Source organism: Micromonospora sp. NPDC005206, from assembly GCF_040608175.1.
Classification (GTDB): domain Bacteria; phylum Actinomycetota; class Actinomycetes; order Mycobacteriales; family Micromonosporaceae; genus Micromonospora.
Window position 1 is genome coordinate 386,979 of sequence record NZ_JBEXHU010000002.1, and the last position, 24,586, is coordinate 411,564.

Consider the following 24,586-nt stretch of genomic DNA (forward strand, 5'->3'; position numbering starts at 1 on the left):
GCAATCAAAGGTGTCCCGTGAGCTTCGACGGACGCACCCCGGACCGTCGGGCGCGGTCCTTCTTCAAATCCGCCCTGGGCGCCTCTCAGACCGATCGAAACGATCGATGACAAGGTCCGTTACGCGACGTAGTCGGTTTGGAGATAATGCCTGGTCAGGCCGCTACCTAACGTCAACCCGTCATCACGATCGGCCTGGCGTCGGCGAAAGTTCGTCCGATTCGGATAGCCGCAGGTGCGCCGCCACCCGGGCCTCAGACGGGAGATACATATGCGTGCTCAGAAGGAATCCCGGCGGTTCGGTGCCCGAGCATCCGTACTCGTGCTCGGTCTCGTCGTGGCCGGAGCGGTGATCGCCCCAGCGAGCCCGGCATCCGCTGCGGTCCCCGGCCTGGTGCGAGTCTCCGCGACCAGCGTCAGCAACACGGCCGACTTCCACAGTGCCACGGCGACCTGCCCGGTCGGGAAGGTGCTGACCGGTATTGGCTACGAGCTGAACGGGTGAGGGCGTCGTCGACGACCTGCGCCCCAACGGCGGCCCGGCCACCGCGCCGACGGCCGTCACCGTGGGCGCCTACGAGACGGAGGCGTTCGCCGGCAACTGGTCGGTGACGGCGTACGCGATCTGCGCCAACCCGGTGCCCGGTCTGGTGCGGGTCTCCACAACCAGCGTCAGCGACTCCGCCGACTTCCACAGCACCACCGCGACCTGCCCGGTCGGGAAGGTGCTGACCGGGACGGGCTACGAGCTGAACGGGGTGACCGGTGAGGGCGTCGTCGACGACTTCCGCCCCAAAGGTGGGGTCGCAGCGGCACCGACCTCGGTCAACGTCGGCGCCTACGAGTCGGACGCCACCGCGCTGAACTGGTCCGCCACCGCGTACCCCATCTGCGCCAACCCGCTGCCCGGCCTGGTACGGACGTCCACGGCGGGTGCCAGCAACTCCCTCGACTTCCGCAGCGTCGTCGCGACCTGCCCGGTCGGGAAGGTGCTGACCGGCGCCGGCTACGAGCTGAACGGCGTCACCGGCGAGGGCATCGTGGACGACTTCCGCCCCAACGGTGGTCCCGCGACCGCCCCGACGTCGGCCACCTCGGGTGCGTACGAGGAGGATGCGTACGCCGGCAACTGGTCCGACACGGCGTACGCCATCTGCGCGACGGCGTAGCAAATACTCATCCGGTGTAACCGCCCCGCGAATCGCGGGGCGGCTACACCGTTGACTGGTTGGCTCAGGAGCCGCCCTGGCGCTGGATCCGTCCGTCGCCCGAGACCTTGGCCCGGCCCAGGTCGCCTTCGGTGCCGGCCGGACCGGTCGCGGTACGGCGGTGCCGTTGGTCGGGCGAGTGCTCCATGGGCGAGCCCTGGCGGCCCGGAGCGCCGCTGCCCGAATGCCGCCGGCCTCGTGCCGACTCGCCGCCGCTGTCGTGTTTGTTCTGCTTGTGCCTACCCATGCACCGCGCGTACCCGGTCGCTCGGCGAAGTCCTGAGCCCGGTCGGGGCCGTGGTGCCGGGCCGCCCAGTTCGACACCACACCAGGTGGTTCACGCCCCTCGATACCCCGATATGGCGTCAGCGGTCAGCGTGTGGGAGTGCCCAGCCATAGCGTTCGGGCGACGGAGATCCCTGCCTGCGGCTGGTTGCTCCGCGATTCGAGGAGGCAGTCATGACGATCGCCGGCGAATTGACGTTGCCGGGGGAACAGGCTTCGATCACCGTCCATCCCGACCGGTGGCGGGCGGCGCTACCGCCGGACGCGTGGCTTGACAACTTCCCATTGAGCGGCGACGTCTGGCGGCGCGACGTCTTCGCCGTGGCCGGCGCGTACCGCGCCGGGTGTCCGCGTCAGCGCCGGACGAGGAAGCGCCGCGCACGGCGTACCGCCGCTTCCGCGACACCAACCACGCTCGCCTGCCGTGGTTGGGGCCGGGCTTGTTCACGAAGGTCCTCTACTTCGTCGGCTACCAGCGCGGGGTGGGTGGTGTGCAGCCGCTGATCCTTGATCGCTTGGTCGCCAGCCACCTCCCCGCCGAGGCCGGCGTCGGTCGCCGAAACGGCTGGTCATCCGAGGAGTGGCTGGCGTATTTGCGTTGGGCGGCCGAGCAGGCGCAGGCCAGAGGCATTGAACCGGACGCGGTCGAGATGGCCGTCGGCGACGATCGCTGAGGCGGCTTCGACATGGCGTGGAGGCGGGCGTCGAGGGCGTCGAGGTCGGGGACGAACCAGATGTGCTCGGCCCGGTTCGACTCGTGTACCAGGGCGCGCAGCGCCGAGCTCTCCGCCAGGTGAGCCGAGATGTCGCCGACCACGGCCAGTCGTAGCCGGTAGTTGACGAACTTTTGCATCACGTCGCCGGCGAAGCGGGTGCCCAGCGAGAAGAAGCGCTCGTCGAGCCGGTTGGCCGGTACGGCCACCACCTGGGCGCCGAGGAAGGCCGCGCCGATGAGGTCCAGCGCGTCCTGCTCGGTGGCGACCGGCGGGCCGGCCGGGTCACAGACCAGCACCTGCACTCCGGCGCGTTCCTGCAGCTCGTCAGGCATCTGGACCTCCCGGTCGAGTAGGCCGTTGTCGGCGTTGAGGACGGCGTCGAGGAGGTGCAGCAGCTCGGCGGTGGCGGCGGGGTCGCCGAGGATGATGATCTTCATGCGGCGCCGCTCCTCGTCGTGCACGGTCTGCACCCGCAGCGGGTTGGCCGGGTCGTGGCCGGTGTTGGCGTTGGCGTTGGCGTTGGCGTTGGCGTTGGCGAGCATGAGCGTGCCGAGCCGGCGAGGGTGTCGTCGACGACTTCCGCCCCAACGGAGGCATCGCCGCGGCGCCGACCTCGGTCACCGTCGGCGCCTACGAGTCGGACGCCACCGCCCTGAACTGGTCCGCGACCGCGTACGCCATTTGCGCCAACCCGCTGCCCGGCCTGGTGCGGGCGTCCACGGTGGGCACCAGCAACTCCCTCGACTCCGCAGCATCGTCGCGACCTGCCCGATCGGGAAGGTGATGACCGGCGCCGGCTACGAGCTGAACGGGGTCACCGGCGAGGGCATCGTGGACGACTTCCGTCCCAACGGTGGTCCCGCGACCGCCCCGACGTCGGTCGCCTCGGGTGCGTACGAGGAGGACGCGTACGCCGGCAACTGGTCAGACGGCGTACGCCATCTGCGCGACGGCGTAACAACACTCGTCCGGTGTGGCCGCCCCGCGAACTCGCGGGGCGGCTACACCGTTGACGTGTCAGATCAGGAGCCGCCCTGACGGTGTACCCGTCCCTCCCGGGCGACGGTGGATCGGCCCTGGTCGCGTTCCGTGCCGGCGGAGCCGGTCGCGGTACGGCGGTTCCGCATGTCTGGCGAGTGCTCCATGGGCGAACCCTGGCGGCCCGGAGCGCCGCTGCCCGGATGCCGCCGGCCTCGCGCCGACTCGCCGCCGCTGTCGTGTTTGTTCTGCTTGTGGCTACCCATGCACCGCGCGTACCCGGTCGCCGGGCGGCTAGTCACGAGCCGACCTGCGGACGTCAGCCGTTGGGTGTCCGCGACGTGGGCAGGATCGGGACAGTTCTGGGCAGCCGCTCGCGTTGCTCCAACGGGAGCCATTCACCCTTGGGATCGAGCAGTTCGATGAGCTCGACGAGTTCGTTCTGTAGGCGTACCAGCCGCTCATTCCCGTGCCGGCCTCGGGCTTCCACGTCGTCCACCTCCGCCAGGAGGCGGGTGAACCAGGACGCGAACGTCGGGTCGGTTTCGAGGCGGTCGCAGAAGGCCGCGTATCCCAGCACCTCTGTCACAGCGCCCTCAGGCGACTCCACCCGGTTGAGCATGACTTCGCCGATGGCGCGCTGGTGTCCCCTGAACACGCGGAACGGGCCAGGCAGAGCGTCGGTCGCCAAGGGATGGTGAATCCGCTGGATCGCTGTGAAGAGCTCCTTGGTGCTCTTCACCGACTCAAGATCGAGGAAGCGCTGTTCCCGGCGGAGGACCTCCAGCCAGGCCAGGTGCTCGGCGAGGACGTACACGGTGTTGTGGCGGACGTAGTGCTGCTCCTCGCTGTCGCCGGAGTGCAGGTACGTGCGCAGGAGGTTTCGGCTGAGCGCGTTATGCAGCCGATCCTGCAGCGCCTCGGCTGACCACAGCAGTGGCACCCGGTAACGCCGGAACAACTCCTCGGCGAGTTCCACCTTGTCGCGGCTGCGTGCCTGCTCCTGCAGGCGGTGGGTGACGACGGCAGTCCGATATGTCACCGCCACGCTGATCAGCGACACAGCGGCTGACACCACCGCGATGACGATTTCTGGCCCCATGGCGGACAGCTTGCCTGGCCCCTTCGCCGGGGTAGGCGTTCGACTCGCCGATCTACCAGTGCTGTGGATTCAGGTAGGGCAGGCAGGCGGTCGATACCGCGATATGGCGTGAGCGGACGGCGTGCACGAGTGCCCGACCGTAGCGTCCGACCCGCGCAGATCCCCAAGCGCGCGACCTGAGGGAGGTAGCTATGCAGAGGCCGTTACCGGGGGAGCAGGCCCCGATCACCGTGAATCTGGACCGGTGGCGGGCAGGGCTGCCGCCGGACGCCTGGCCCGACGACTTCCCGTCGAGCGGCGAGGTCTGGCGGCGCGACATCTTCGCGGTGGCCGACGCGTACAGAGCGGGCTCCGCGAGCGCCCACCAGCTCCTGACCGCCGTGCTGATCTGGGGCTACGGACCCATCGGGTACGGGCCGTGGCGCGCCGCCAGGTCGCTCGGCGCGGACCCGGACGGCAAACGTCTGGCGTACGCGCTGGAGGAGGTGTCCGCGTCAGCACCCGACGAGGACGCGCTGCGCACGGCGTACCGCCGCTTCCGCGACCCCAACCACGCTCGCCTGCCGTGGCTGGGGCCGGGACTGTTCACGAAGGTCCTCTACTTCGTCGGCTACCGGCGAGGGGTGGGCGGTGTGCAGCCGCTGATCCTCGACCGCGTCGTGGCCAGCCGTCTCCCCAGCGAGGCCGGCGTCGGTCGTCAAGCCGGCTGGTTGTCGGAGGAGTGGCTCGCGTACCTGCGCTGGGCGGCCGAGCAGGCGCAGGCCCAGGGCATCGAGCCGGACGAAGTCGAGATGGCTGTCGGCAGGGACGCCGAGGCGGCTACGAGATAGCGCGGAGGCGGGCGTCGAGGGCGTCGAGGTCGGGGACGAACCAGATGTGCTCGGCCCGGTTCGACTCGTGTACCAGGGCGCGCAGCGCCGAGCTCTCCGCCAGGTGAGCCGAGATGTCGCCGACCACGGCCAGTCGTAGCCGGTAGTTGACGAACTTTTGCATCACGTCGCCGGCGAAGCGGGTGCCCAGTGAAAAGAAGCGTTCGTCGAGCCGGTTGGCCGGTACGGCCACCACCTGGGCGCCGAGGAAGGCCGCGCCGATGAGGTCCAGCGCGTCCTGCTCGGTGGCCACCGGCGGGCCGGCCGGGTCGCAGACCAGCACCTGGACCCCGGCGCGTTCCTGGACCTCGTCAGGCATCGTTGACCTCCCGGTCGAACAGGCCGTTATCGGCGTTGAGTACGGCGTCGAGCAGATGCAGCAACTCGGCGGTGGCGGCAGGGTCGCCGAGGATAATGATCTTCATGCGGTGCCGCTCCTCGTCGTGCACGGTCTGCACCCGCAGAGGGTTGGCGGGGTCGTGGCCGGTGTTGGCGCTGGCGAGCACGAGCGTGCCGAGCCGGTCGGCGGCGGCCCGGTCGACGCCGTCGATCTGCACGATGCTCGACACCTCCGCCGGCCCGGCGGCGCTGCCGGTGGTGGCTCGGGTCTGCCCGGTGAACGTGTCCAGGTCACTGGCGGCGATCCGATACTGCTTGCCGATCCGCACCGCCTTCAGCCGGCCCGAGCGGATGTAGCCCCGCACGGTGCGCACGTGCAGCCCGAGCCGCTCGGCGACCTGCTCGACAGAGTGCATATCTTCCTTCATCGCTCCCTATCCTATCTGCATAGGGAAGGTTAGGGAACGATGGGGAGCGCGCGCAGTATGAGTCGTTGACGACATCAGCTCCAAAGGGCCTCCAGCGCAGCCCGTCGGCCCGCCCCGGCGCAGGACAGGCGGCTGCCGGCGATGTGGACGCTCCTATTTCGCGCGAGTGTTGAGGCGCAGGTTACGAGCCGCCCCCGTCCTCCGGGTCACTGACTCAATCCCTGCGGTGACCCGGTCTTCCGTCGGGGAGTAGATGATTAGTGGGGCGTCCGGGAGGTTTTCTGGCGTGAGGCGAACCGGCTTTCCCAGCTGACGGCCGACGCTGCGCAGGAAGGAGCACAAGGTGTCCAGCCTGTCCTGCCCCTGCAACTGCCTGGGGTCGAAGTCGAACTCGACCTCGTCTTCAGTGAAGAAGTGGGTGTTGACCAGGATGTTGGGCTTCGGCCAGATGTGCAGGGTGACAGCTGCGTCGCCCCGGTGGGCGAAGATGTCTGCGACGTGCTCGGGTAGCTGCCGGGATTTGACCCTCGACCTGGAAGTCGAAGCGCCATCCCTGGGATCGGACGAGCTCAATGATTAGCTGCCAGTCGGCGGTGTCAGCGTCGAGGACGTAGGCGTCGAGCAAGGAGCCGTCCGGCTCGAACCGTTCGGCCACGTCGTCCCAGGTCAGATCGTGCACCTAGACATGATCGTCCTTCTCCTCACTCCGGGCACTCTCAATTCGGTGGTCAGCCTGTGAGCATCCGGTAGGCGTCTCGGGCGATGTAGTGCTTGAGGCATCGCATGATCTCGGTCTTGGTCTTGCCCTCGGCGGTGCGGCGGGTGACGTAGTCCTTGGTGTGTTGGTGGCAGCGCATGCGGACCAGGGTGATGCGCCAGAGGGCGCTGTTGGCGTCACGATCCCCGCCACGGGCGGCATACCAGCTCACGGTCCCGGCCGAACCGTCGCAGACGGACGATCGCAAACCTCGAAAGCGTGTGAGGGTTAACGCCCTCCGCGGGTTCACATCCCGCCGCCACCGCTCGTGAGTGCGAAAACGCCCGGTCGATCCCCACGGATAGGCCGGGCGTTCCGCCGTGGTCGTAGACCGCCTGAACCTCCGCCAGGTAGACCGCTTCGACCAATTCATCCCGGTTGAATCAGTTATGGTCGAGAGTACCTATACGGACCCCCGTCCGGCGGGTCACCTCCTCCAGGGTGGCCTCCGCGCCCAGTTCGCCGAAGACGTCGCGGGCCGTGCGCAGGATGGCGTCGAAGTTGCGGGGCGGCGTCGGCGACAGGGCCGCCGGCGACCCAGAATCGAGATGACCATGACGTCTGGCTCCCCGTCCACCCCGCCCACGATCATCATTGGCGGCGACCTTCCGGTCGGACGGGTCGGCTTCGGGGCGATGCAGCTCACCGGCGACCAGGTCTGGGGCCCGTACCCCGCCCACGATCGTGGGCTGGCGCTGCTGCGCGCGGTGGTGGCGGAGGGCGTCACCTTCATCGACACCGCCGATGTCTACGGGCCGCACACCAACGAGCTGCTGATCCGCGAGGCGCTGCACCCCTACCGGGCGGGGCTGGTGGTGGCGAGCAAGGGCGGCTTCGTCCGGGGCGGCCACGACTACTCGACCCTGGGCTGGGTGGGCAACCCGAAGTACCTGCGGCAGTCAGCCATGCTGAGCCTGCGCCGCCTCGGCGTGGATCGGTTCGACCTCTACTACCTGCACAGCGGGTACGCGACCGACGCCCCGTTCGAGGACCAGGTCGGCGAGCTGAGGAAGCTGCAGGACGAGGGCTGGATCCGGCACATCGGGCTGTCCAACGTCACCGTGGCGCAGTTCGAACTCGCCCGGTCGATTGCGGAGATCGCCGCGGTGACCGCCCTGTACAACATCGGCAACCGCGCCGGTGCGGACCTGCTTGCGGCGGCGGAGCGGACCAGAGCGGTGTTCTCGCCCTGGCACCCGGTCAGCCTGCGCGACGGCGGGGACAACGCCGGCCAGGTCGCCGCCGCCCTCGCGCCGATCGCCGCCCGGCACGCGGCCACGCCCCAGCAGATCGCGCTGGCCTGGCTGCTGCACCGCTCTCCGGCGATGCTGCCCATCCCCGGCACCACGAGCCTGGCCCACCTGCGGGAGAACCTCGCGGCGGCGCGGATCGCGCTGAGCGACGCTGAGGTCGCGGAGCTGACCGCCCTCGTTCCCGAGACCGCCGCCTAACCGGGCACCGCCTCCCGCAGCTGGACCAGCTGGATGCCGGGAAGCAACCGCCTCCCGCTCGGTGGTGAACTCGGCCGACCACGCGACGCCGTTCCGGTCTGGCCACACGGCGCGGTACCGATGCGGGCCGGTGTTGAGAACCCGGCCTAGCAGTCCGGCCCGGACCAGCGAGGACAGCCAGACCCGTCGGCTCACCCGCTACGTCATCGGCCTGCTCCAATCCGCCTGAGCTGCGGGCGGACACCCGCGCCGAGGATCCCCCGGGTGTCAGACGGGTCCAGTACCGTCTGGGAACCATGGACGCGCGGCTCGGCGACGCCATCATCGGACGGGATCATCCCACCGGTCTGCTGCGCGCTGAGCTGGACCGGGCCGCCACCAGCCACGGCGGCCTCGTCCTGGTCACCGGCGAGCCGGGCATCGGCAAGACGACGCTGGTCACCGCCGCGGCTCGCGAGGCTAGGCAGCGCGGGGCACTGGTGCTCGGTGCCGCCTGCTGGGATTCCGACAGCGCCCCCGGCTACTGGCCGTGGGTTCAGGTGCTGCGCGGCCTGCAGCGCTCCGCCGACGACTGGTCGGTGGCGCGACCGACCGCGGAGCCGGCTCTCGCGGCCCTGCTCGGCGAGACCGACACCAGCAGCGAGCAGGCCGGTCGCACCGCCAGTTGGGCCGGCGTCGACCCGGGCGGGGACATTGCCGACCGGGAGGCGTTCGCCCTGTACGACGCGGTGACCACCGCCCTGGTCGCGGTCTCCCAGCACCGGCCGGTCGTGGTGGTCCTCGACGACCTGCACTGGGCCGACCCGGCGTCGCTGCGGCTGCTGGCCTTCGCCGCCCAGCACACCTGGTTCGAACGGCTGCTGCTGATCGGCACCTACCGCGACGCGGAGGTCGAGTCGGGCGAGCACCCGTTGCGCCCACTGTTGATGCCGCTGGTCACGAAGGCGACCACGGTCACCCTCACCGGTCTGTCCCGGGACGAGGTGGCCGCGCTGATGGCGCGTACCGCCGGGCGGGAGCCCGACGCCGGCCTGGTCGACGAGGTGCACCGGCGTACCGGGGGCAACCCGTTCTTCATCGAGCAGACGGCCAGGCTGTGGCGCGCGGACGGTACGGGCGGCACGGTCGCTCCCGGCGTACGGGAGGCGGTGCGGCGCCGGTTGGCCCAGTTGCCGGCACCGGTGGTCGAGGCGCTCACCGTCGCCGCAGTGTTGGGCCGGGAGTTCCACCGTCAGGTCCTGGCGGCCAGCTCGGCTGCCCCGGTGGCGCAGGTCGATCGGCTGCTCGACCGGGCGGTGACCGCCCGGCTGATCGTCGGCCGGGGTGGCGGCCGGTTCGCCTTCGCCCATGACCTGGTCCGGGAGACGCTCTACGACGGCCTCAGCGATGAGGACCGGCGGGCCCGGCACGCCGCGGTCGTCCGGGCGGTCGACCCACCGGCGGAGCTCCGCGACCTGCTGATTCCGGCCGACCTGGCCCGCCACGCCTACCTGGCCGGCGCCGCGCTCGACCGGGCGCGGGTCACCGACCTGCTGGTCGCCGCGGGGCGGGACGCGCACGCCCGGCTCGCCGTCGACGAGGCGGAGGTGCACTTCCGCCGGGCGCTGGAGATCGTCGAGGACCGGACGAAGCGGGTGCGGATCCTCGTCGAGTTCGGTGAGGTGCGCTACCACCACGCCGGCCGGGAGGAGGCTGGGCAGCTCCTCGCCGAGGCCGCGACGCTGGCCCGTACCCTCGACGATCCGGTGCTGCTGGCCCGCGTCGCGCTCACCGTCCACCGCTCCCGCCAGGTGGCGACCGATCGCTCGGTCGAGGCGGCGGAGCTGGTGCGGGAGGCGTACCGGCGGCTCATCGGCGAGCCGGACGGGGCCGCGTCGGTCGGCACGTTGATCGCCGACCTGATCACCGCCACCGAGACGATCGCCCGTCGAGGTCGGGATGACGAGACGCTCACCTTCAGCCTGTGGGCCCGCCACGACACCACCTGGGGGTTGGGCACCGCGGCGGCCCGGGCGGCGCTCACCTCGGAGATCCGGGACGTGGCCCGCCGCACCGGCGACCGGGAGACCGAGCTGTGGGCCACCTCGCTGCGCTGGGTGGCGCTGCTGGAGCTGGGCGACCCCCGCTTCGTCGAGGAGTTCAGCTCCTTCGTCACCGGCGGCGACCAGGACGACATGGCCAGATACCGGATCGCGGCTACCGTCGACAGTGGAATCATCGCGGCGTTCCGAGGTGACTTCGCCGAGGCCGACGAGCGGTTCGCCTTCCTCACCGACCTCGCCGACCCTGGGCACGCCGAGTTCGCGTTCATGGGCCATCACATGCTTTGGTCCCGTCTGCTGCTCCAGGGCCGGTTCGACGAGGTCGACGTACTGCTGAACGGGCTGGCCCCGACCGACTACCCCTACCGGGAGCTGCTGCGGGCTATCACCGCGGCGGAGCGCGGCGACGACGAGACGGCGGTCCGGCTGACCGACGGTATCGAGGCCGCCGACATCCGGTACCCGCGTCCAGTGTCGCCGCTCTGGCTGCGGTTGCGCGCGCAGGCCGCTGCCGCATCCCGTGACCCGGGCCGCTGCGACGGCGTGCGGGCCGCGCTGGCTCCCCATCGTGGAGAGTGGACGGTGGGGCTCTTCGGCTGCGACATCAGCGGTCCCGTCGACCACTGGCTGGCCGTGGTCGACGCCGCACAGGAGCGCTGGGACGACGCCATCGCCGGCTTCGCGGCGGCCCGCGACGCCGCCGACCGGATGGGCTCCCGGCCCTGGTCGCTCATCGCCCGTGCCGGGCTGGCGACCGCCCTGGCCGGCCGTGGCCAGCCGGGCGACGCCGAGACGGTGGCCGCGCTACGCGCCGCCACCGCCCGGGAGGCCACCGCCCTCGGCATGACCCAGGTGCTCGACCGACTCGCCGGTCCGGCACGCACCGACGCCACCGAGCCAGGCCAGGCCACCGCGCCGGGCCAGGCCACCGCGCCGGGCCAGGCCGTCGGGCCGCGCCAGGTCGCGTCGGTCGGAGTGCCCGTCGAGGGGTACGAGTTCCGTCGCGACGGGCCGGTCTGGCAGCTCGCCTACGCCAGTGCCATCGTGCACCTGCCCGACGCCAAGGGGCTGCACGACCTGCACCTGCTGCTCAGCCGGCCGGGCAGTGACGTCCCGGCGGTGGAGCTGCTCGACCCGGCCGCTGGGCCGGAGCTGGTCGCCGCCCGCCGGATGGGTGGCGACCCGGTCCTCGACGACGAGGCGAAGGCCCGCTACCGGCGGCACCTGGAGCGCCTCGACGAGGAGATCGACCGGGCCGCCGCGCGCGGCGACGACCGGAAGGTGGCCGCGCTGGACGTTGAACGCGGTGCGCTGCTCGACGAGTTGCGCACCGCGGCCGGGCTGGCCGGCCGGAGCCGCCGGCTGGGCGACGAGGCCGAGCGGGCCCGCAAGACGGTCACCGCGCGGATCCGGGACACGCTGCGCAAGCTCGACGGGCGCCACCCGGCGCTCGCGGGTCACCTGCGCGAATCGGTCTCGACCGGCAGCACCTGCCGCTACCTGCCGCCCGAGCCGATTCCCTGGCGGCTCTGAAAAGGGTGCCCGGCGCGCTGACCCTCTGCTGCCCCGGACCCGTCTGCTGAGCCCCGGGGCGGGCCGGCGTCGACCGTTCGTCGGCACCGGCCCGCCCCGACGGGACCGCACCGGTTACCGGCGGGCGCCCGGGCGCGGCAGGAAGTACGGGTCGTGCACCAGCTGGCGCAGTGCGGCCTCCGTACGGGGATTGCCCGGCAGGACCCAGTCGGTCTCGCCACTGCCCCTGGAATCGAAGTACACCATCGCCCGTACCAGTGGGAACGTCGTCCGCAGGTCCGTCCGGGCCTGGCGCAGCCAGTCAGCCTGCACCCCGGGTGCGGTGTCGTTGACGCCGACCTCGGCGAGGATCATCGGCTTGTCGTGCCGGATCCCGAAGTCGTAGAACCAGGGGAACAGCTCGGTCAGCGGTGCGTGATCGTTGCTCGGGCGGGCGTACCCGTCGGCGCCGACCCAGTCGACCATCGAGTCGCCGGGCCAGAAGGACGATACCCGCCCGGTCCTGAAGGCCAGCCAGGTCGGGCAGAAGACGAACGCGACGTTGTCGGCACGTTCCTCCCGGAAGATCGTCCGGACCCGGCGCCACGCCTCCTTGAAGGTCGCCGGGGTGTAGCCGCGCTGCGGCAGGTCCATCTCCCAGGTGAAGCGCAGCAGCACCGGCTGCCGCAGGGCCCGCAGCCATCCCGCCTGTTGCCGAACCAGTTCGTCGTTGACGCCCTGCGCGGTCGCGGCCAGCACGCTCTGCGGGCCGGCTCCCCAGGAGAGCAGCGGGGTACGCCCTCGGGCGATGTCGTCGGTGAGCCGGTCGGCGCGGAACGTCTGGCCCCAGTGCTGGAAGGAGTGGTCGATGCCGAGCAGCTCATGGGTCACCGACTCCAGCGCCTCCGGTTCGGAGATCCCCGGGTCGCGGTCCGGATCGTGCTTGACGAAGGCGCCGAAGAGGGCCCCGGCAGCCGGGACGAGCGACGCCGCCGGAACCACCTCCGACTGATCGACCGCGGTCGGACCGACGCCGATCGGGTCGGTGCCCGCTGCGGTTTCACCGGTGGTCGGGTCGGTCGCTCCGGCGGTGGCCGGAAGCGCCGGAAACAGCGTCGATCCCGCCGCGGCGGCCAGCAGACCCCGGCCGATCGCGCGCCGGCTCACCCGGCTGGTTCGCCACGGTTCAGCGGATGCCATGGATCTCCACCTCGAAGACTCGGGCCAACCCGTCGGTCGGGCTGGGTTCGGTGAACACGAGGCGGACCTGCCGGATTCCGGCCGGCGCGCCGCTGAGGTCGACCTGGGCCGGGCTGGCGGTGTTCGCCCCGACGGACCCGATGGTCGTCCAGGCCCCGTCGACCAGGGCCTCCACCCGGAAGGCCCGCACCCGCAGGCTCTCCGAGCCGGCCACTCCGCTGTAGAGGTCGAGCCGTTGGAGGTCCGCCGGCCCACCGAGATCCAGGGTGAGCGTCGGCGCCGGGTCCACTGAGCCAGAGATCCAGCGGGCTCCGGTCCGGTTGCCGTCCACCGCGTTGCCCGCGACGTTGCCGGAGAGGACCGAACTGGCCTGCACGGCGGCGCCCCGGGCGAGGTTCTCCCCGGTCACGCGCACCCGCAGGGTCCGCGGAATCTCCTGCCGCTGACCGCCCCTGGTGAACGAGACGGTCAACCGGACCGTGCCGTCAGTCACCGCGTCGGTGGGGACCCGCACGCTGACCGCGACCGGCGTGGTCGCGCCCGCGGGCAGTCTCGTGGCCTCCGGGCGCGCCAGCGCCTGCCAGTCGGCCGGCGCCTCGGCGTCGACCGCCAGGCCGGTGACCGGGCCGGGGCCGTCGTTGCGTACCCGCAGCACGGTGCTGCCGGACCGGCCGGGCAGGACCCGGATCTCCGGCGTGTCCAGCGCGATGTGGGCGCCGGCCGGGGTGGGCGTCGTACCGGTCACCCCGACCCCCAGGTACGCCACCTCGATCTCGGGTACGGTCCGGCCGGTCGCCACGTCGGTGATGGTGGCGCCCCAGCGGGTGTTGGCCACGTTGTCCGGCCGGTAGCCCCGGGTGCCCCGGATCACGATCCCGGTGCTGTTGCGCAGCCCCACGGCGTACGGGTACGGGCCCTGCACCGTGGCCACCCGGAAGAAGACCGTGTTGCCGAACAGGACGTCGTGCACGTCGTCCAGTTCGACGGCCTGGGAGCGCCAGCCGTAGATGTGGTCCTCGGTCTGGAGCGCGTGCAGTTCCCAGTTGCGGACCCGGCGCAGCACGACCTCGCGGTGCTCGTGGTGCTCGACGGAGACCTCGTACATCCGGCCGCGCACCGAGGTGTCCTCGACCAGGAAGCCGTTGTCGGCCCAGCCGGCGACGCTCCAGATGTTGGCGAAGGTGCCGCCACCGCCCTGCACCCAGAAGCTGTACTTGTGCCTGCCCCGGTACTGGTAACCGGGGTCACCGGCGCCGGGATCGCCGGGCTCGGTCCGCTCCGGATGCCACTTCACGAACTGCGTGGCGATGTCGGCGAGGTAGCTCTGCGCGCCGGAGCGCCAGTGCACGTGCACCGAGCCCGCGGTTTGCTGCGCGGAGTCCAGGCCGAGGCCGGTCACCTGATTCCTCCCGCCGAGGGGGGTCTGGATCATCGCCTTCGGCTGGTCCGGGTCGGTGAATCCGGCGGCACTGTCCGGCAGCTTCAGCCAGGTCTGCCGGGGATGCAGGCCGATCAGGTTGCTCTGTGGCCGGAGCCGCAGGGTGTTCCCGATCAGGTACTGCCCCATCGGCACGTACACGGTGTCGTGCTCGTCGATGGCCTGCTGGAAGATGGCGTAGTCGTCGCTGGTGCCGGTGCCGACTGTGACGCCCCTGGCGGCGGCGTAATCGACCACGTTGACCCAACCGCCGGTGGCCGGTGGCAGGGGCGCGTCGGAGCGCAGGAGCCGGGCGAAGCTCGCCGGTGCGGCCGGTGTCGCCGAGACCAGGACGCCGTCGCTGCGCCGCTCGGCGGCGCCCAGCGCGTCGTCGACCCGAAGCCCGAGCGTGGCGTCCCGCACCAGATAGGACGCGCCGGGTCCGGCCCAGGTACGCCCGCTGGGCACGGTGGTCAGCAGCGCGCCGGTCCCGGTGACTCCGGTGTCGACCACGTTGAGCTGGTTCTGGGCGCGGACGAGTTCCGGCTCGCCGCCACCCGGGACGGATTCGCTGTCGTTGAGGGTGATCGCCGACCCGCTGATGTTCTGGAAGACCGAGTCCTGCACGTAGAGGCGCTGGGTCTGGTCGGGGGTGGCGACGATGCCGGTCGGGGAGTCGGCGATGCGGTTGCGGATCAGGCTGAGCTTGCTGTCCGTGTGCAGCTTGATGGCCGCCTCGCGCTGGCCGGTGAAAGTGGTGTCCAGCAGGGTGGTCTGCCAGCCGGGCGAGGCGGCGAAGGCCAGCATGCCGACCGTGCCGCCGTGCACGTTGACCCGCTGGATCAGGTTGGCGTTGTGGTCGATCCCGGCGTAGCCCATACCTACGTGGATGTCGAGGTCCTGCAGGACGAACATCTGCGCGCCGCTGAAGCGTACGGCCACTGCGGCGGGGTTGCCGGGCGCGATCCGGATGTCCAGGTTGATCAGGCCGGTGCCGAAGGTGTCGTTGTTGCCGAAGCTGCGGGGCGTGTCCGGCTGGAACGGCTGGCGCAGCGCGGCGAAGAGGAAGGACTGGTTGCCGTCCTGGAAGCCGGGGGTGGATTCGCCGAGGACGAACTCGGGCCGCTCGGCACCGAACCCGACCAGGCGTACCGAGGCGTGCAGATCCACCTGCCGGGAGAGGCGGTAACGCCCTTCCGGCACGAAGACCACACCACCGCCGTCCCCGACGGTGACGTTGCGTGCCCCGCCGACGATGTTGCCCAGCCAGTTCCTGCCGCCTCGGCGGGACGCTTCGTCGATGGCGGCCTGCACCGAGGCCGTGTCGTCACCGATTCCGTCGCCGTGCACCGGGAACTGTGCGCTGCCGAGGACGACGGCGGTCGGGTCGGCCGGCATGCTTTGGTAGACCGAGGTCGAGGTGGCCGGCTCGGTGGCGGCTGTCGCCGATTGGGAGACGACTGCCGGCGCCACCGCCGTGGTGGCCAGGAGGAGGGAACCGGCCAGCATGCCGACCCGTGCCCGGCCCGGTAAGGGTCGGCGGCCGGCTGCCTGCCGGGGTGGAGCTTGGATCATCTGGTACGCCTTTCCTGCCCTGGTGGGACCGGTCGGCGACCATGTGGTCATGCGCATAACCAGAATGTTTCCGCAGCCTCCAGGTGTCAATAGCCGGTCCGCCAGAATCTGAAACCGCCGCGTAACATTGACAAAATGCGGCTGATGGGCCGACCATCCACGCCAACCCGCTCCCGAGACGTTGTCGTGTGCGATCGTGTGGTCATGCGCATGACCAGCCGGGGCGACGGCCCGGGAGCGGGCCACCGGCCACCGGCGGGGACACGGAGGTGACGACGATGCCAGGCGCCAACGGACGGGCCACCCAGGCCGATGTGGCCCGGGTTGCCGGGGTCAGCCAGGCGACCGTGTCCCTGATCCTCAACGGGGGCGACACGGGCCGCCGACGGGCCGGTGAGCAGACTCGTCGGCGGGTGCTCGACGCCATCCGGATGACCGGGTACGTCGCGAACCCGGCCGCCCAACGCCTGGCCGGGGGACGGACCCGGATCATCGGCGTCTTCACCTACGAGCCGGTCTTCCCGCGCGACAGCCGGGACTTCTACCACCCGTTCCTGGTCGGGGTCGAGGCGCAGACCGAGGAGCTCGGATGCGACCTGCTCTTCTTCACCAGCACCCCGTCGCGGGAGGGGCGGCGCCTGCTCGGTGGCGGCTTCCGTCGGCTCGGTATCGCCGACGGCTGCGTCCTGCTCGGCCGGCACGACGACAAGCGCGACCTGGCTGACCTGCTCAGCCGCGACTTCCCCTTCGCCTTCATCGGTCGTCGGGAGTCCGACGCCGGCACCGTGCCGTACGTCGGAGCCGACTACGTGACCGCCACCCGGGAGGTGGTCGAGCGATTGTTCGCCCTCGGCCACGAACGGGTCGGATTTGTCGGCGACCTCCGCCGGGACGAGCCGTCGGTGGACCGCGCGCAGGGCTACCACCAGGCGGTACGGGCCGCCGGGAGCCGTCCGGTCGTGCTGAACGGGACCGGGCTGACCGGCGGCGAGGCGCTCGACCTGATCGGCGAAACCGGGCTCACCGCGGCGGTGGTCTGGCCGTCCGGGTTGGCCCCGGACATCCGGGCGGCGGCGCTGGCCCGGGGGAAGTCCGTACCCGGCGATCTGTCGCTGGCACAGCTCGGTGACGTCGAGGACGGCAGCCCGGACGACATCGACTGGACCGGGTTCCGGATTCCTCGCGAGCAGATGGGCGCGGCGGCGGTGCGGCTCCTCTTCGAACAGCTGGTCAGCCCCACCCTGCTGCCTGCCGACGCGCTCCGGCGCAGCCTGCCCTGCACCATCGTGCCCGGCGCCACCACAGGAGCACCGGCCCGCACCCGGTCACGGTCCGGCGGCGGCGGCGTCAGGTGAACCGGCTGCCGCCGGGGTGGCCGGTACCAGGCGACGGGTGATCCACAGCGGCGAGGTGACCGCGTTGCCCATCACCACCGAGTGGGCGCCGGCGGCGAACGGCTGCCCGATCTGTTCGGCGTCGCGGTACCGCCCCTCGGCGATCACCGGCACCGCCAGCGCGCCGGCGAGCCGGGCCACCAGCGTCAGGCGCGGAGTTGTTGCAGGCTCAGCCGTGAATACCGTCGCCAGTTCGGCGCGCCTCCCAGCCAGGACGCGGCCCGCCTGCACGGCATCACCCGAGCCGATGTGCCGGCGGTCGTCTGACCGCCGGCACTCACCGGGCTTCCGCAAGTGTGCAAGGGCTGGAGCTCTGTCGGAGCGGGCAGGGTCAGCGGCGGTTGTAGCGGTACATGGTCAGGGTGCCGAAGACGACCACGAACCCAACGCTCCACGCCAGCAACCACATGGTGCTGGACGGGTCCGACGAGCCGGCCATCGCCGCGCGGACCGCAGCCACCAGCTGCGTCACCGGGTTGACGTTCACGAACGCCTGGAGCCAGCCGGGCATGGTGCTCGGCTCGACGAAGACGTTGCTCAGGAACGTCAACGGGAACAGCACCATCATGCTGACGCCCATCACCGACTTCTCGCTGCGCAGGACCAGCCCGAAGAACGTCCACACCCAGGAGAAGGCGAACGAGAAGACCACCAGCAGCCCGATCCCGATGGCGACGCCGGCCACCCCGCCGTCGGGCCGGAACCCGAGCGCCAGCCCGACGCCGAGGATCACCAGGGCGGCGAGGATGTAGCGCAGCACGTCGCCGAAGATCATGCCGACCAGCGCGGCGGGCCGCCAGACGGGCAGCGTCCGGAAGCGGTCGAAGATGCCCTTCTCGATGTCGGTGTTGAGACCGACGCCGGTGTACATGGTGATCATCACGACGCTGGTCACCATGATGCCGGGCAGGAAGAACTGCAGGTAGTCGCGCGGGCTGTCGGCGAGGGCGCCACCGAACAGGTACGTGAACATCAGCACCATGATGATCGGGAACGCGGTCACGTCGAAGAGCTGCTCCGGCACGTGCTTGATCTTCAGCATGGCCCGCCAGCCGAACGTCAGCGACGCACCCAGCGCGCTCGGCCGGGGCGGTCGGGCACCGGGCGCGAGCACGGTCGCCAGCGCCTCGGCGGACGGGACGTAGACGGACGGCGCCCGTTCGGTCGTGGTGGTGGTGGCGTTGCTCATCGGGCTGCCTCCAGCTGGTCGTCCCGCTCGTCGGCGGGCACGGCGGGGTGGTCGGTCAAGGCCAGGAAGACCTCGTCCAGGCTCGGCTGGCCGAGGGAGAAGTCGTCGACGACGATGCCGGCGCGGGCCAGGTCACCGAGGGCGCGGGCAGCCTGCGCGCTGGCGTCGAGGTCACTGCCGGCCTCGCCGACCCGGGCGAGCAACGCGACCGGGTCGGCTTCGAGCTGCACCGGTACGCCGAGCGCCGCCTGGAGCACCTTCTCCGCCTCGGGCCGCCGCCCGGGGTCACGCAGTCGCAGGTGGACGGTGCCGGAGCCGACCGAAGACTTCAGCTCGCCCGGGGTGCCCTCCGCGATCACCCGCCCGTGGTCGACGACCGCGATCCGCCCGGCGAGCTGGTCGGCCTCGTCCAGGTACTGGGTGGTCAGCAGCACCGTCGTGCCGTGTGCCACCACAGCCCGGATGATCTCCCACACCTGGTTGCGGCTGCGCGGGTCGAGACCTGTCGTCGGCTCGTCGAGAAAGAGCAGGTCCGGGGTGTTGAGGATGCTGGCGGCGATGTCGATGCGCCGCCGCATGCCGCCGGAGTACTTCTTCACCTGGCGGTCGCTCGCCTCGGTCAGGCCGAACGCGGCGAGCAGGGCCGCCGCGCGCTCCCGGGCGGCCGGTTTGCGCAGGCCGAGCAGGCGAGCGAGGAGCACCAGGTTTTCCGTGCCGGTCAGGTCCTCGTCGACCGAGGCGTACTGGCCGGTGAGGCTGACCCGGGCGCGGACCGCGTCGGCCTCGGTGACCACGTTGTGCCCGAAGACCCGCGCCGTGCCGCCGTCGGGCCGCAGCAGCGTCGCGAGCACCCGCACGGCGGTGGTCTTGCCCGCCCCGTTCGGGCCAAGCAGGCCGTAGACGGTGCCGGCGGGCACCTGCAGGTCGATGCCGGCCAGCGCCTTGGTGTCACCGAACGAGCGGGTGAGCCCCTCGGCCTCGATGGCCAGGCCGGTGGTGCGTCTACTCATGATCCTTACCTTTCGTCAGTCGTCATGTTCAGGAGGCGTAGGGCCGGGCGGCGCGGCCGTCGCGCAACGCCAGACCCCACCAGCGGAGCTGGTCGAGCAGGACACGGGTGTCCCGGCGCAGCTCGTCGGTGCACTGCGGCGTCGGCTCGCCGGCGAGCAGGTCGATGCCGACGACGTCGCGCACCGTCATCGCGTGCAGCGCCGTGAAGACCGTGCGCAGCTGGTCGACCGCGTGCAGGCCGGTGGACCGGCAGCCGTACGACACGAAGCCGACCGGCTTGGCCTGCCACTCGTCGTACGCGTAGTCGATCGCCTGTTTCAAGGGCGCCGGGAAGCTGTGGTTGTACTCGGGGGTGACCACGACGAACGCGTCCGCTTGACTCACCTCGCGGACGAACGCCCGGATGGACGCGGTCGGCTCGGCCGGGTAGCTGGCCGGAAAGTCGTACTCGGTCAGGTCAACGACCGTCACCGCGAGGTCGTCGTGCCGCTCGGCCTGGTCGACGAACCAGCGGGCGATCCGGTCCCCGGCCCGCCCCTCCCGGGTGCTGCCGATGATCACGGCGATTCTGAGCGGCGTCATCGTTTCCCCCTCCCGGCCTCTCGGTCTCACCTTTGAGGCGCGAGAGAGCGGCCGGCGGCCCGCCAGATCGGATCTAGCGGGCCGTGCGGGCGGCGTTTCGCCGGACGCGATGTCGGTGGCATCGGTTTGACTGGGCCCCGACGATCAGGGGGCGGGATGGCGCAGGTACGTATCGAACCGTGGCACGAGGACGACCTCGACCTGCTGCGTCAGCTCAACTCACCGGACACGCGCAAGCACACCGGCGGGCCGGAGACCGACGAGCAGGTGCTCGCCCGGCACGACCGCTACGTGCACTTCGCCGAGGGCGGCCAGGGCTGCATGTTCACCGTGGTGCTGCCGGACGGCGCGCGGGCGGGCAGCGTCGGCTACTGGGCGCGGGAGTGGCGCGAGCAGCCGGTGTACGAGATGGGCTGGGCGGTGCTGCCCGCGTACCGGGGGCAGGGGCTGGCCACCGCCGCGGTGCTCGCGGTCGTCGACGTGGCCCGCGCCCGGCGGACCCGCCGCTACGCGCACGCCTACCCCTCGGTCGACAATCTCGCCTCGAACGCGGTCTGCCGCAAGGCCGGCTTCACCCTGCTCGGCGAGACGGACTTCGAATACCCGCCGGGGCAGATGATGCGCGCCAACGACTGGCAGCTCGACCTGACCGCCCCACCGGCGGCGGGCTGACGCCGGCGGGGCGGTTCATCGCCCGTCACCAGGTGGTGTCGAGGCGGTGCCGCTGCTCGGCGGTCAGCTCCAGGTCCACCGCGGCCAGGCTCTCGTCGAGCTGGGCCACCGAGGAGGCGCCCACCAGCGGGATCGACGGCAGGTCGCCGCCCAGCAACCAGGCGAGCACCACCTGGTTGACCGTCGCGCCGGTCTGCTCGGCCACCTCGCGCAGCGCGCCCAGCCGGCGCGGCGCGCTCGGCAGGTCGTACGCAGCGCTGAGCGGCTTGTCCGCCCGGGTGAAGGCCCCCTTGAGCAGCGGCGAGTACGCCACCAGGGTCAGCTCGGACTCGGCGCGCAGGTAGCTGAGCAGGTCGCCGCTGACGCCGCCCGGCTCGCCGTCCGGGTCCAGCGCGCTGGCCAGGTCGGTCCGGTTCGGCAGGTAGCTGCGGTGGTACTGGAGCACCTCGTACCCCGGCAGGCCGGCCGCGGCGGCCAGCGCGCGGGCCCGCTCGACCCGCCACGCCCGGTGGTTGCTCGCCCCCAGCAGACCCACCGTCCCTTCGGCGACCAGCTCGGCGAAGCCCTCCACCGTCTCCGCCAGCGGCACCGTCCGGTCCTCGATGTGCGCGTAGAGCAGGTCCAGCCGCTCCACGCCGAGCCGGTCCCGGCTGCGCTCCGCAGACTCGCGGATCACCTTCGCGGACAGACCCTCGGCGTTGTCCAGGTAGCTGGTCCCCGGGGCCAGCGGGCGGGCGCCCAGCTTGGTGGCGATGACGATCTCGGAGCCGACGCCCCGGCTGCGCCGCCACCGGCCGAGCAGCTCCTCGCTCTGCCCGCCCTGCCCGTCGTCCATCCAGAACGCGTAGTTGTCCGACGTGTCGATGAAGGTGCCGCCGGCCTCGACGTACCGGTCGAGGATCGCGTAGGAGGTGGCCTCGTCGGTGGCGCTGCCGAAGAGCATCGCGCCGAGGCTGAGCACGCTGACCTCGCGCCGGGTCGCCGGGTCGGTGCCGATCGTGCGGTACCGCATGGTGGTTCTCCTCTCGTGCGCCCTACCGGTGGGCGCCCGCGTGCCACCCTGCCGGCTGGAGCGCACTCCAGGTCAAGCGTTCACCAGGGCAGCACCCCGTACCCGCCGCCGGCGTCCATCTGGAAGCCCCAGAGCAACCCGCTCGGCCCGTCCGCCGGCAGCGTCGCCAGGTGCACGCTCACCTCGGCACCCTGCTCCGGGGTGCGGAAGCCGCTGTTGCCGTTGAGGTCGGTGGCGCAGTAGCCCGGGTTCGCCGCGTTCACCTTGATCGGGGTGTCCCGCAATTCCTTGGCGTACATCGCGGTGAGCATGTTCAGCGCCGCCTTCGACGACGGGTACGGCACCGAGGTCAGCGCGAACAGCGCGCCGTCCGGGTCGGTCATCACCGCGATCGAGCCGACCTCGCTGGAGACGTTGACGATCCGGGCCGCCGGTGCCCGGCGCAGCAGCGGCAGCAGCGCGTTGGTCACCACCGCCACCCCGAACACGTTCGTCTCGTACACCCGGCGCAGCGTCGCCACGGTCGTGTCGCTGGGCAGCGCCCGCGCGCCGTCGCCGAGCACGATGCCGGCGTTGTTGACCAGCACGTCCAGCCGTCCGTACTCCTGCTCGACCAGCTTCGCGGCCGTCGCCACCGACTCGGCGTCGGTGACGTCCAGCGGCACGAACCGGGCGTCCGCGCCGCCGTCGCGCAGCTCCCGCTCCGCTGCCCGGCCCCGCTCGGCGTCCCGCGCGCCCACCAGCACGGTCATTCCGAGGCTGCCGAGCTGCCGGGCGGTGGCGAGGCCGATTCCCTTGTTGGCCCCGGTGATCAGGGCGATCATGTTCGTCGTCATGTCCTCGACGCTGCCCGTCCGGCCTGCCCGGCGGGAGAGACCGGCCGAGGCTGGGACCGGCGGTACCACCCTCGCCGCCGCCGGCTGAGGCACGCTTGACGCATGACCGACCTGCGTCGTGACGAACTGGCGGCGTTCCTGCGCACCCGCCGCGCCCGGCTGCGCCCCGCCGAGGTCGGGCTCCCCGAGGGCGAACGCCGACGCACCCCCGGGCTGCGCCGGCAGGAGGTGGCCCAGCTCGCCGGGATGTCGATCGACTACTACATCCGGTTGGAGCAGGGCCGCGGCCCGCACCCGTCCCGGCAGGTGCTCGCCGCGATGGCCCGGGCACTGCTGCTCAGTCGGGACGAGCGCGAGTACCTCTTCCGGGTCGCCGGGGAGACCGCGCCGCCGGCCGGCGGGCCGAGCCGGGTGGTGCCACCCGGGCTGCGGCACCTGATCGACGCGATGACCGAGACACCGGCGTACCTCGTCGACGCCGCGTACCAGGTGCTGGCCTGGAACCGGCTGGCCACGTACTTCGTGGGGGATCTCGCCGCCGTGCCGGACGCGGACCGCAACATGATCCGCTGGACCTTCCGGCGCCCGGCGACCGACAGCCACTGGACCGACCCCGAGACCATCTGTTTCGTCCGCAGTACCGTGGCGGACCTGCGGGCCGCCTACGGCCGCTACCCGGCCGACCCGGCGATCCGCGAGCTGGTCACTGAGCTGCTCGGCACCTCGCCCCGGTTCGCGCGGCTCTGGGCGGAGCACGACGTCGAGCAACGCCGGCCCATCGTCAAGCGAGTGCCGCATCCCGAGCTGGGGTCGTTGGAGTTCGAGTGCCGGGTGCTGCACGTGCCGGAGACCGACCAGCGGATGATTGTCTACGTCCCCGAGCCGGGCTCGCCCACCCAGGCGGTGTTCCGCCGGCTCGCCGAGCGCGTCGCACCCTGACCCGGCCGGCAGCCGATCAGCTCGTCCCCGTGGGCGGATCGCCGGTAGAGCACGCTGTGCCGTTCCCGCGCGCGGACCACCAGGCCGGAGCGCAGCAGCACCCCCAGGTGGTAGGAGACGGTGGCCGGGGCCAGCCGGTGCCGCTCGCTGAGCTGTCCGGTGGACCGGGGCACGTCCAGGTCCGCCAGGATGGCCGCCCGGCTCGCGCCGACCAGGTCGTCGAGCCGGCCCGCCCGGCGCTGCTGCGCCCGCCCGGCGCCGATGGGGTAGACCAGCACCGCGTTGCCCTCGTCGCAGAGCTGGGTGGACAGCTGCGGCCAGGCCAGCGCCGACGGCGCGAGCACCAGCTCCGCGCCGGTCAGCGCCGTGGTGATCCGGTACGAGCTGTCGATGGTCAGCGACCTGCCGGTCCAGCCGACTTTCGGGTGCAGGCTGTTCAGCATGCTGCCCACCCCGGCGGTGGCCATGGCCGTGGCCCGGACCGCCAGTTCGGCCTCCAGCGTGGCCCGTACCGCCGGCCACTGCTCGGCGAGCGCGGCTAGCCAGAAGTGCCGCAGCCCGTCGGTGACCCGCCGGGCGAGGGTGCCGTCCTCGACCGCCGCGCGGACCCGTGCCGGCATCCCGCCTGCCGGGAATCGCTCGTGCACCTGCGTCGCCACCTCGTCGGCCGGGGTCGCCGCGATGGCCGCCAACTGCTGGTCGAAGGTCGCGTCGAGCGGGCCCAGCGGCGGCTTCGGCGTGAGCAGGTCCGGCGTGTAGCCGAGCCGGCCGGGCGGGGTCAGCAGCTCCGCGACCAGGGCCACGTCGGGGTGCCGCAGCGCGGCGCGGGCGGCCGGACCGGGATCGCCGTGCACCGGATGCCCGAACCGCGAGAGCACGGCCCGCAGCCAGGACGTCACCTCCGCGGCCGGCGAGATCGCCAACCGGAGCCGGGCGAGGCTCGAGCCGTCCAGATGCGCGACCATCACAGTGCGGATCGTACAAGCGGTGGCATCGATGTGCGGCCCGCATTCGAGCTGGTTCGAATCACTACCCGGCGGTGCGGCGGGCCGGGTTGGCTGCGACGGCAGAAC

24 protein-coding genes and 1 pseudogene are annotated in these 24,586 nt (G+C 71.7%); 10 read left to right on the forward strand and 15 right to left on the reverse strand.

Annotation, left to right across the window (positions count from 1 at the left end; all coding sequences use genetic code 11):
* Window positions 1-270 precede the first annotated feature (270 nt).
* Window positions 271-504, forward strand: a complete 234-nt coding sequence (locus ABZU69_RS03865; protein WP_354962891.1) for a hypothetical protein — start codon at window positions 271-273, stop codon at window positions 502-504.
* Window positions 505-565: 61 nt separating this feature from the next.
* A complete protein-coding gene (locus ABZU69_RS03870) occupies window positions 566-1,168 on the forward strand; it encodes a hypothetical protein (RefSeq protein ID WP_354962892.1) in 603 nt (200 codons plus the stop codon).
* Window positions 1,169-1,232: 64 nt separating this feature from the next.
* Here the strand turns inward: ABZU69_RS03870 and ABZU69_RS03875 are convergent, their stop codons facing one another.
* On the reverse strand, window positions 1,233-1,454 hold the full coding sequence (locus ABZU69_RS03875; RefSeq protein WP_354962893.1) for a hypothetical protein: 222 nt from the start codon (window positions 1,452-1,454) through the stop codon (window positions 1,233-1,235).
* 382 nt (window positions 1,455-1,836) lie between these two features.
* Here ABZU69_RS03875 and ABZU69_RS03880 point away from each other — a divergent pair, with 382 nt between their 5' ends.
* Window positions 1,837-2,166: a hypothetical protein gene (locus tag ABZU69_RS03880; RefSeq protein ID WP_354962894.1), complete on the forward strand. Its 330-nt coding sequence runs from the start codon at window positions 1,837-1,839 to the stop codon at window positions 2,164-2,166.
* Window positions 2,167-2,198: 32 nt separating this feature from the next.
* Here ABZU69_RS03880 and ABZU69_RS03885 read toward each other — a convergent pair.
* Window positions 2,199-2,750, reverse strand: a pseudogene (locus ABZU69_RS03885) (DUF4180 domain-containing protein); the annotation flags it as partial.
* A 241-nt stretch (window positions 2,751-2,991) separates the two neighbouring features.
* Between ABZU69_RS03885 and ABZU69_RS03890 the strand changes: the two are divergent.
* Window positions 2,992-3,246, forward strand: a complete 255-nt coding sequence (locus ABZU69_RS03890; protein WP_354962895.1) for a hypothetical protein — start codon at window positions 2,992-2,994, stop codon at window positions 3,244-3,246.
* 259 nt (window positions 3,247-3,505) lie between these two features.
* On the opposite strand, the gene ABZU69_RS03895 is transcribed toward ABZU69_RS03890, so the two are convergent.
* A complete protein-coding gene (locus ABZU69_RS03895) occupies window positions 3,506-4,288 on the reverse strand; it encodes a hypothetical protein (RefSeq protein ID WP_354962896.1) in 783 nt (260 codons plus the stop codon).
* A 191-nt stretch (window positions 4,289-4,479) separates the two neighbouring features.
* Here ABZU69_RS03895 and ABZU69_RS03900 point away from each other — a divergent pair, with 191 nt between their 5' ends.
* Window positions 4,480-5,118: a hypothetical protein gene (locus ABZU69_RS03900; protein WP_354962897.1), complete on the forward strand. Its 639-nt coding sequence runs from the start codon at window positions 4,480-4,482 to the stop codon at window positions 5,116-5,118.
* Here the strand turns inward: ABZU69_RS03900 and ABZU69_RS03905 are convergent.
* The 3 genes from ABZU69_RS03905 to ABZU69_RS03915 form a co-directional block, all read right to left on the reverse strand.
* Window positions 5,108-5,476, reverse strand: a complete 369-nt coding sequence (locus ABZU69_RS03905; RefSeq protein WP_354962898.1) for a DUF4180 domain-containing protein — start codon at window positions 5,474-5,476, stop codon at window positions 5,108-5,110. The genes ABZU69_RS03900 and ABZU69_RS03905 overlap by 11 nt on opposite strands.
* On the reverse strand, window positions 5,469-5,924 hold the full coding sequence (locus ABZU69_RS03910; protein WP_354962899.1) for a helix-turn-helix domain-containing protein: 456 nt from the start codon (window positions 5,922-5,924) through the stop codon (window positions 5,469-5,471). Before ABZU69_RS03910 ends, ABZU69_RS03905 begins: the two co-directional genes overlap by 8 nt.
* Before the next feature lie 728 nt (window positions 5,925-6,652).
* Window positions 6,653-6,853: a hypothetical protein gene (locus ABZU69_RS03915; protein WP_354962900.1), complete on the reverse strand. Its 201-nt coding sequence runs from the start codon at window positions 6,851-6,853 to the stop codon at window positions 6,653-6,655.
* Window positions 6,854-7,235: 382 nt separating this feature from the next.
* Between ABZU69_RS03915 and ABZU69_RS03920 the strand changes: the two genes are divergently transcribed.
* A complete protein-coding gene (locus ABZU69_RS03920) occupies window positions 7,236-8,132 on the forward strand; it encodes an aldo/keto reductase (RefSeq protein ID WP_354962901.1) in 897 nt (298 codons plus the stop codon).
* 296 nt (window positions 8,133-8,428) lie between these two features.
* Complete coding sequence (locus ABZU69_RS03925; RefSeq protein ID WP_354962902.1) at window positions 8,429-11,707, forward strand: AAA family ATPase; 3,279 nt, start codon at window positions 8,429-8,431, stop codon at window positions 11,705-11,707.
* A gap of 114 nt (window positions 11,708-11,821) precedes the next feature.
* Here ABZU69_RS03925 and ABZU69_RS03930 read toward each other — a convergent pair whose 3' ends face one another.
* Window positions 11,822-12,886 (reverse strand): glycosyl hydrolase, encoded by a 1,065-nt coding sequence (locus tag ABZU69_RS03930; protein ID WP_354962903.1) that lies wholly within the window; start codon window positions 12,884-12,886, stop codon window positions 11,822-11,824.
* Complete coding sequence (locus ABZU69_RS03935; protein ID WP_354962904.1) at window positions 12,873-15,878, reverse strand: glycosyl hydrolase family 28-related protein; 3,006 nt, start codon at window positions 15,876-15,878, stop codon at window positions 12,873-12,875. The genes ABZU69_RS03930 and ABZU69_RS03935 overlap by 14 nt, the downstream gene beginning before the upstream one ends.
* A gap of 278 nt (window positions 15,879-16,156) precedes the next feature.
* On the opposite strand from ABZU69_RS03935, the gene ABZU69_RS03940 reads away from it, so the two are divergent.
* On the forward strand, window positions 16,157-17,233 hold the full coding sequence (locus ABZU69_RS03940; protein ID WP_354962950.1) for a LacI family DNA-binding transcriptional regulator: 1,077 nt from the start codon (window positions 16,157-16,159) through the stop codon (window positions 17,231-17,233).
* Here ABZU69_RS03940 and ABZU69_RS03945 read toward each other — a convergent pair.
* The 4 genes from ABZU69_RS03945 to ABZU69_RS03960 all read right to left on the reverse strand — a co-directional run bounded on the left by ABZU69_RS03945 (window position 17,204) and on the right by ABZU69_RS03960 (window position 20,054).
* Window positions 17,204-17,503, reverse strand: coding sequence for a hypothetical protein (locus ABZU69_RS03945; RefSeq protein ID WP_354962905.1), 300 nt, complete (start codon window positions 17,501-17,503; stop codon window positions 17,204-17,206). The two genes, ABZU69_RS03940 and ABZU69_RS03945, sit on opposite strands and share 30 nt — an antisense overlap.
* Before the next feature lie 100 nt (window positions 17,504-17,603).
* Window positions 17,604-18,461 (reverse strand): ABC transporter permease, encoded by an 858-nt coding sequence (locus tag ABZU69_RS03950; protein WP_354962906.1) that lies wholly within the window; start codon window positions 18,459-18,461, stop codon window positions 17,604-17,606.
* On the reverse strand, window positions 18,458-19,471 hold the full coding sequence (locus ABZU69_RS03955) for an ATP-binding cassette domain-containing protein (protein WP_354962907.1): 1,014 nt from the start codon (window positions 19,469-19,471) through the stop codon (window positions 18,458-18,460). Before ABZU69_RS03955 ends, ABZU69_RS03950 begins: the two co-directional genes overlap by 4 nt.
* Window positions 19,472-19,499: 28 nt before the next feature.
* Window positions 19,500-20,054, reverse strand: a complete 555-nt coding sequence (locus tag ABZU69_RS03960; protein ID WP_354962908.1) for an NAD(P)H-dependent oxidoreductase — start codon at window positions 20,052-20,054, stop codon at window positions 19,500-19,502.
* A 156-nt stretch (window positions 20,055-20,210) separates the two neighbouring features.
* Here ABZU69_RS03960 and ABZU69_RS03965 point away from each other — a divergent pair, with 156 nt between their 5' ends.
* Window positions 20,211-20,726, forward strand: a complete 516-nt coding sequence (locus ABZU69_RS03965) for a GNAT family N-acetyltransferase (RefSeq protein WP_354962909.1) — start codon at window positions 20,211-20,213, stop codon at window positions 20,724-20,726.
* Window positions 20,727-20,751: 25 nt separating this feature from the next.
* Here ABZU69_RS03965 and ABZU69_RS03970 read toward each other — a convergent pair whose 3' ends face one another.
* The gene (locus ABZU69_RS03970; protein WP_354962910.1) at window positions 20,752-21,738 is read right to left on the reverse strand and encodes an aldo/keto reductase; all 987 of its coding nucleotides are present in this window, start codon (window positions 21,736-21,738) and stop codon (window positions 20,752-20,754) included.
* 80 nt (window positions 21,739-21,818) lie between these two features.
* A complete protein-coding gene (locus ABZU69_RS03975) occupies window positions 21,819-22,574 on the reverse strand; it encodes an SDR family oxidoreductase (RefSeq protein ID WP_354962911.1) in 756 nt (251 codons plus the stop codon).
* Window positions 22,575-22,676: 102 nt separating this feature from the next.
* Here ABZU69_RS03975 and ABZU69_RS03980 point away from each other — a divergent pair, with 102 nt between their 5' ends.
* Window positions 22,677-23,513 carry a helix-turn-helix transcriptional regulator gene (locus ABZU69_RS03980; RefSeq protein ID WP_354962912.1) on the forward strand — a complete coding sequence of 279 codons (837 nt, stop codon included), beginning with the start codon at window positions 22,677-22,679 and terminating at the stop codon, window positions 23,511-23,513.
* On the opposite strand, the gene ABZU69_RS03985 is transcribed toward ABZU69_RS03980, so the two are convergent.
* A complete protein-coding gene (locus ABZU69_RS03985; protein WP_354962951.1) occupies window positions 23,444-24,478 on the reverse strand; it encodes a DUF5937 family protein in 1,035 nt (344 codons plus the stop codon). The genes ABZU69_RS03980 and ABZU69_RS03985 overlap by 70 nt on opposite strands.
* Between the last annotated feature and the right edge of the window lie 108 nt (window positions 24,479-24,586).

Bases quoted from the DNA above. Each gene is read 5' to 3' on its own strand.
- ABZU69_RS03980 (WP_354962912.1), top strand. From the start codon at position 22,677: ATGACCGACCTGCGTCGTGACGAACTGGCGGCGTTCCTGCGCACCCGC.
- ABZU69_RS03940 (WP_354962950.1), top strand. From the start codon at position 16,157: ATGCCAGGCGCCAACGGACGGGCCACCCAGGCCGATGTGGCCCGGGTT.
- ABZU69_RS03920 (WP_354962901.1), top strand. From the start codon at position 7,236: ATGACGTCTGGCTCCCCGTCCACCCCGCCCACGATCATCATTGGCGGC.
- ABZU69_RS03895 (WP_354962896.1), bottom strand. From the start codon at position 4,288: ATGGGGCCAGAAATCGTCATCGCGGTGGTGTCAGCCGCTGTGTCGCTG.
- ABZU69_RS03930 (WP_354962903.1), bottom strand. From the start codon at position 12,886: ATGGCATCCGCTGAACCGTGGCGAACCAGCCGGGTGAGCCGGCGCGCG.
- ABZU69_RS03925 (WP_354962902.1), top strand. From the start codon at position 8,429: ATGGACGCGCGGCTCGGCGACGCCATCATCGGACGGGATCATCCCACC.
- ABZU69_RS03900 (WP_354962897.1), top strand. From the start codon at position 4,480: ATGCAGAGGCCGTTACCGGGGGAGCAGGCCCCGATCACCGTGAATCTG.
- ABZU69_RS03955 (WP_354962907.1), bottom strand. From the start codon at position 19,471: ATGAGTAGACGCACCACCGGCCTGGCCATCGAGGCCGAGGGGCTCACC.
- ABZU69_RS03965 (WP_354962909.1), top strand. From the start codon at position 20,211: ATGGCGCAGGTACGTATCGAACCGTGGCACGAGGACGACCTCGACCTG.
- ABZU69_RS03950 (WP_354962906.1), bottom strand. From the start codon at position 18,461: ATGAGCAACGCCACCACCACCACGACCGAACGGGCGCCGTCCGTCTAC.
- ABZU69_RS03905 (WP_354962898.1), bottom strand. From the start codon at position 5,476: ATGCCTGACGAGGTCCAGGAACGCGCCGGGGTCCAGGTGCTGGTCTGC.
- ABZU69_RS03975 (WP_354962911.1), bottom strand. From the start codon at position 22,574: ATGACGACGAACATGATCGCCCTGATCACCGGGGCCAACAAGGGAATC.
- ABZU69_RS03865 (WP_354962891.1), top strand. From the start codon at position 271: ATGCGTGCTCAGAAGGAATCCCGGCGGTTCGGTGCCCGAGCATCCGTA.
- ABZU69_RS03985 (WP_354962951.1), bottom strand. From the start codon at position 24,478: ATGGTCGCGCATCTGGACGGCTCGAGCCTCGCCCGGCTCCGGTTGGCG.
- ABZU69_RS03960 (WP_354962908.1), bottom strand. From the start codon at position 20,054: ATGACGCCGCTCAGAATCGCCGTGATCATCGGCAGCACCCGGGAGGGG.
- ABZU69_RS03970 (WP_354962910.1), bottom strand. From the start codon at position 21,738: ATGCGGTACCGCACGATCGGCACCGACCCGGCGACCCGGCGCGAGGTC.
- ABZU69_RS03890 (WP_354962895.1), top strand. From the start codon at position 2,992: ATGACCGGCGCCGGCTACGAGCTGAACGGGGTCACCGGCGAGGGCATC.
- ABZU69_RS03875 (WP_354962893.1), bottom strand. From the start codon at position 1,454: ATGGGTAGGCACAAGCAGAACAAACACGACAGCGGCGGCGAGTCGGCA.
- ABZU69_RS03935 (WP_354962904.1), bottom strand. From the start codon at position 15,878: ATGATCCAAGCTCCACCCCGGCAGGCAGCCGGCCGCCGACCCTTACCG.
- ABZU69_RS03910 (WP_354962899.1), bottom strand. From the start codon at position 5,924: ATGAAGGAAGATATGCACTCTGTCGAGCAGGTCGCCGAGCGGCTCGGG.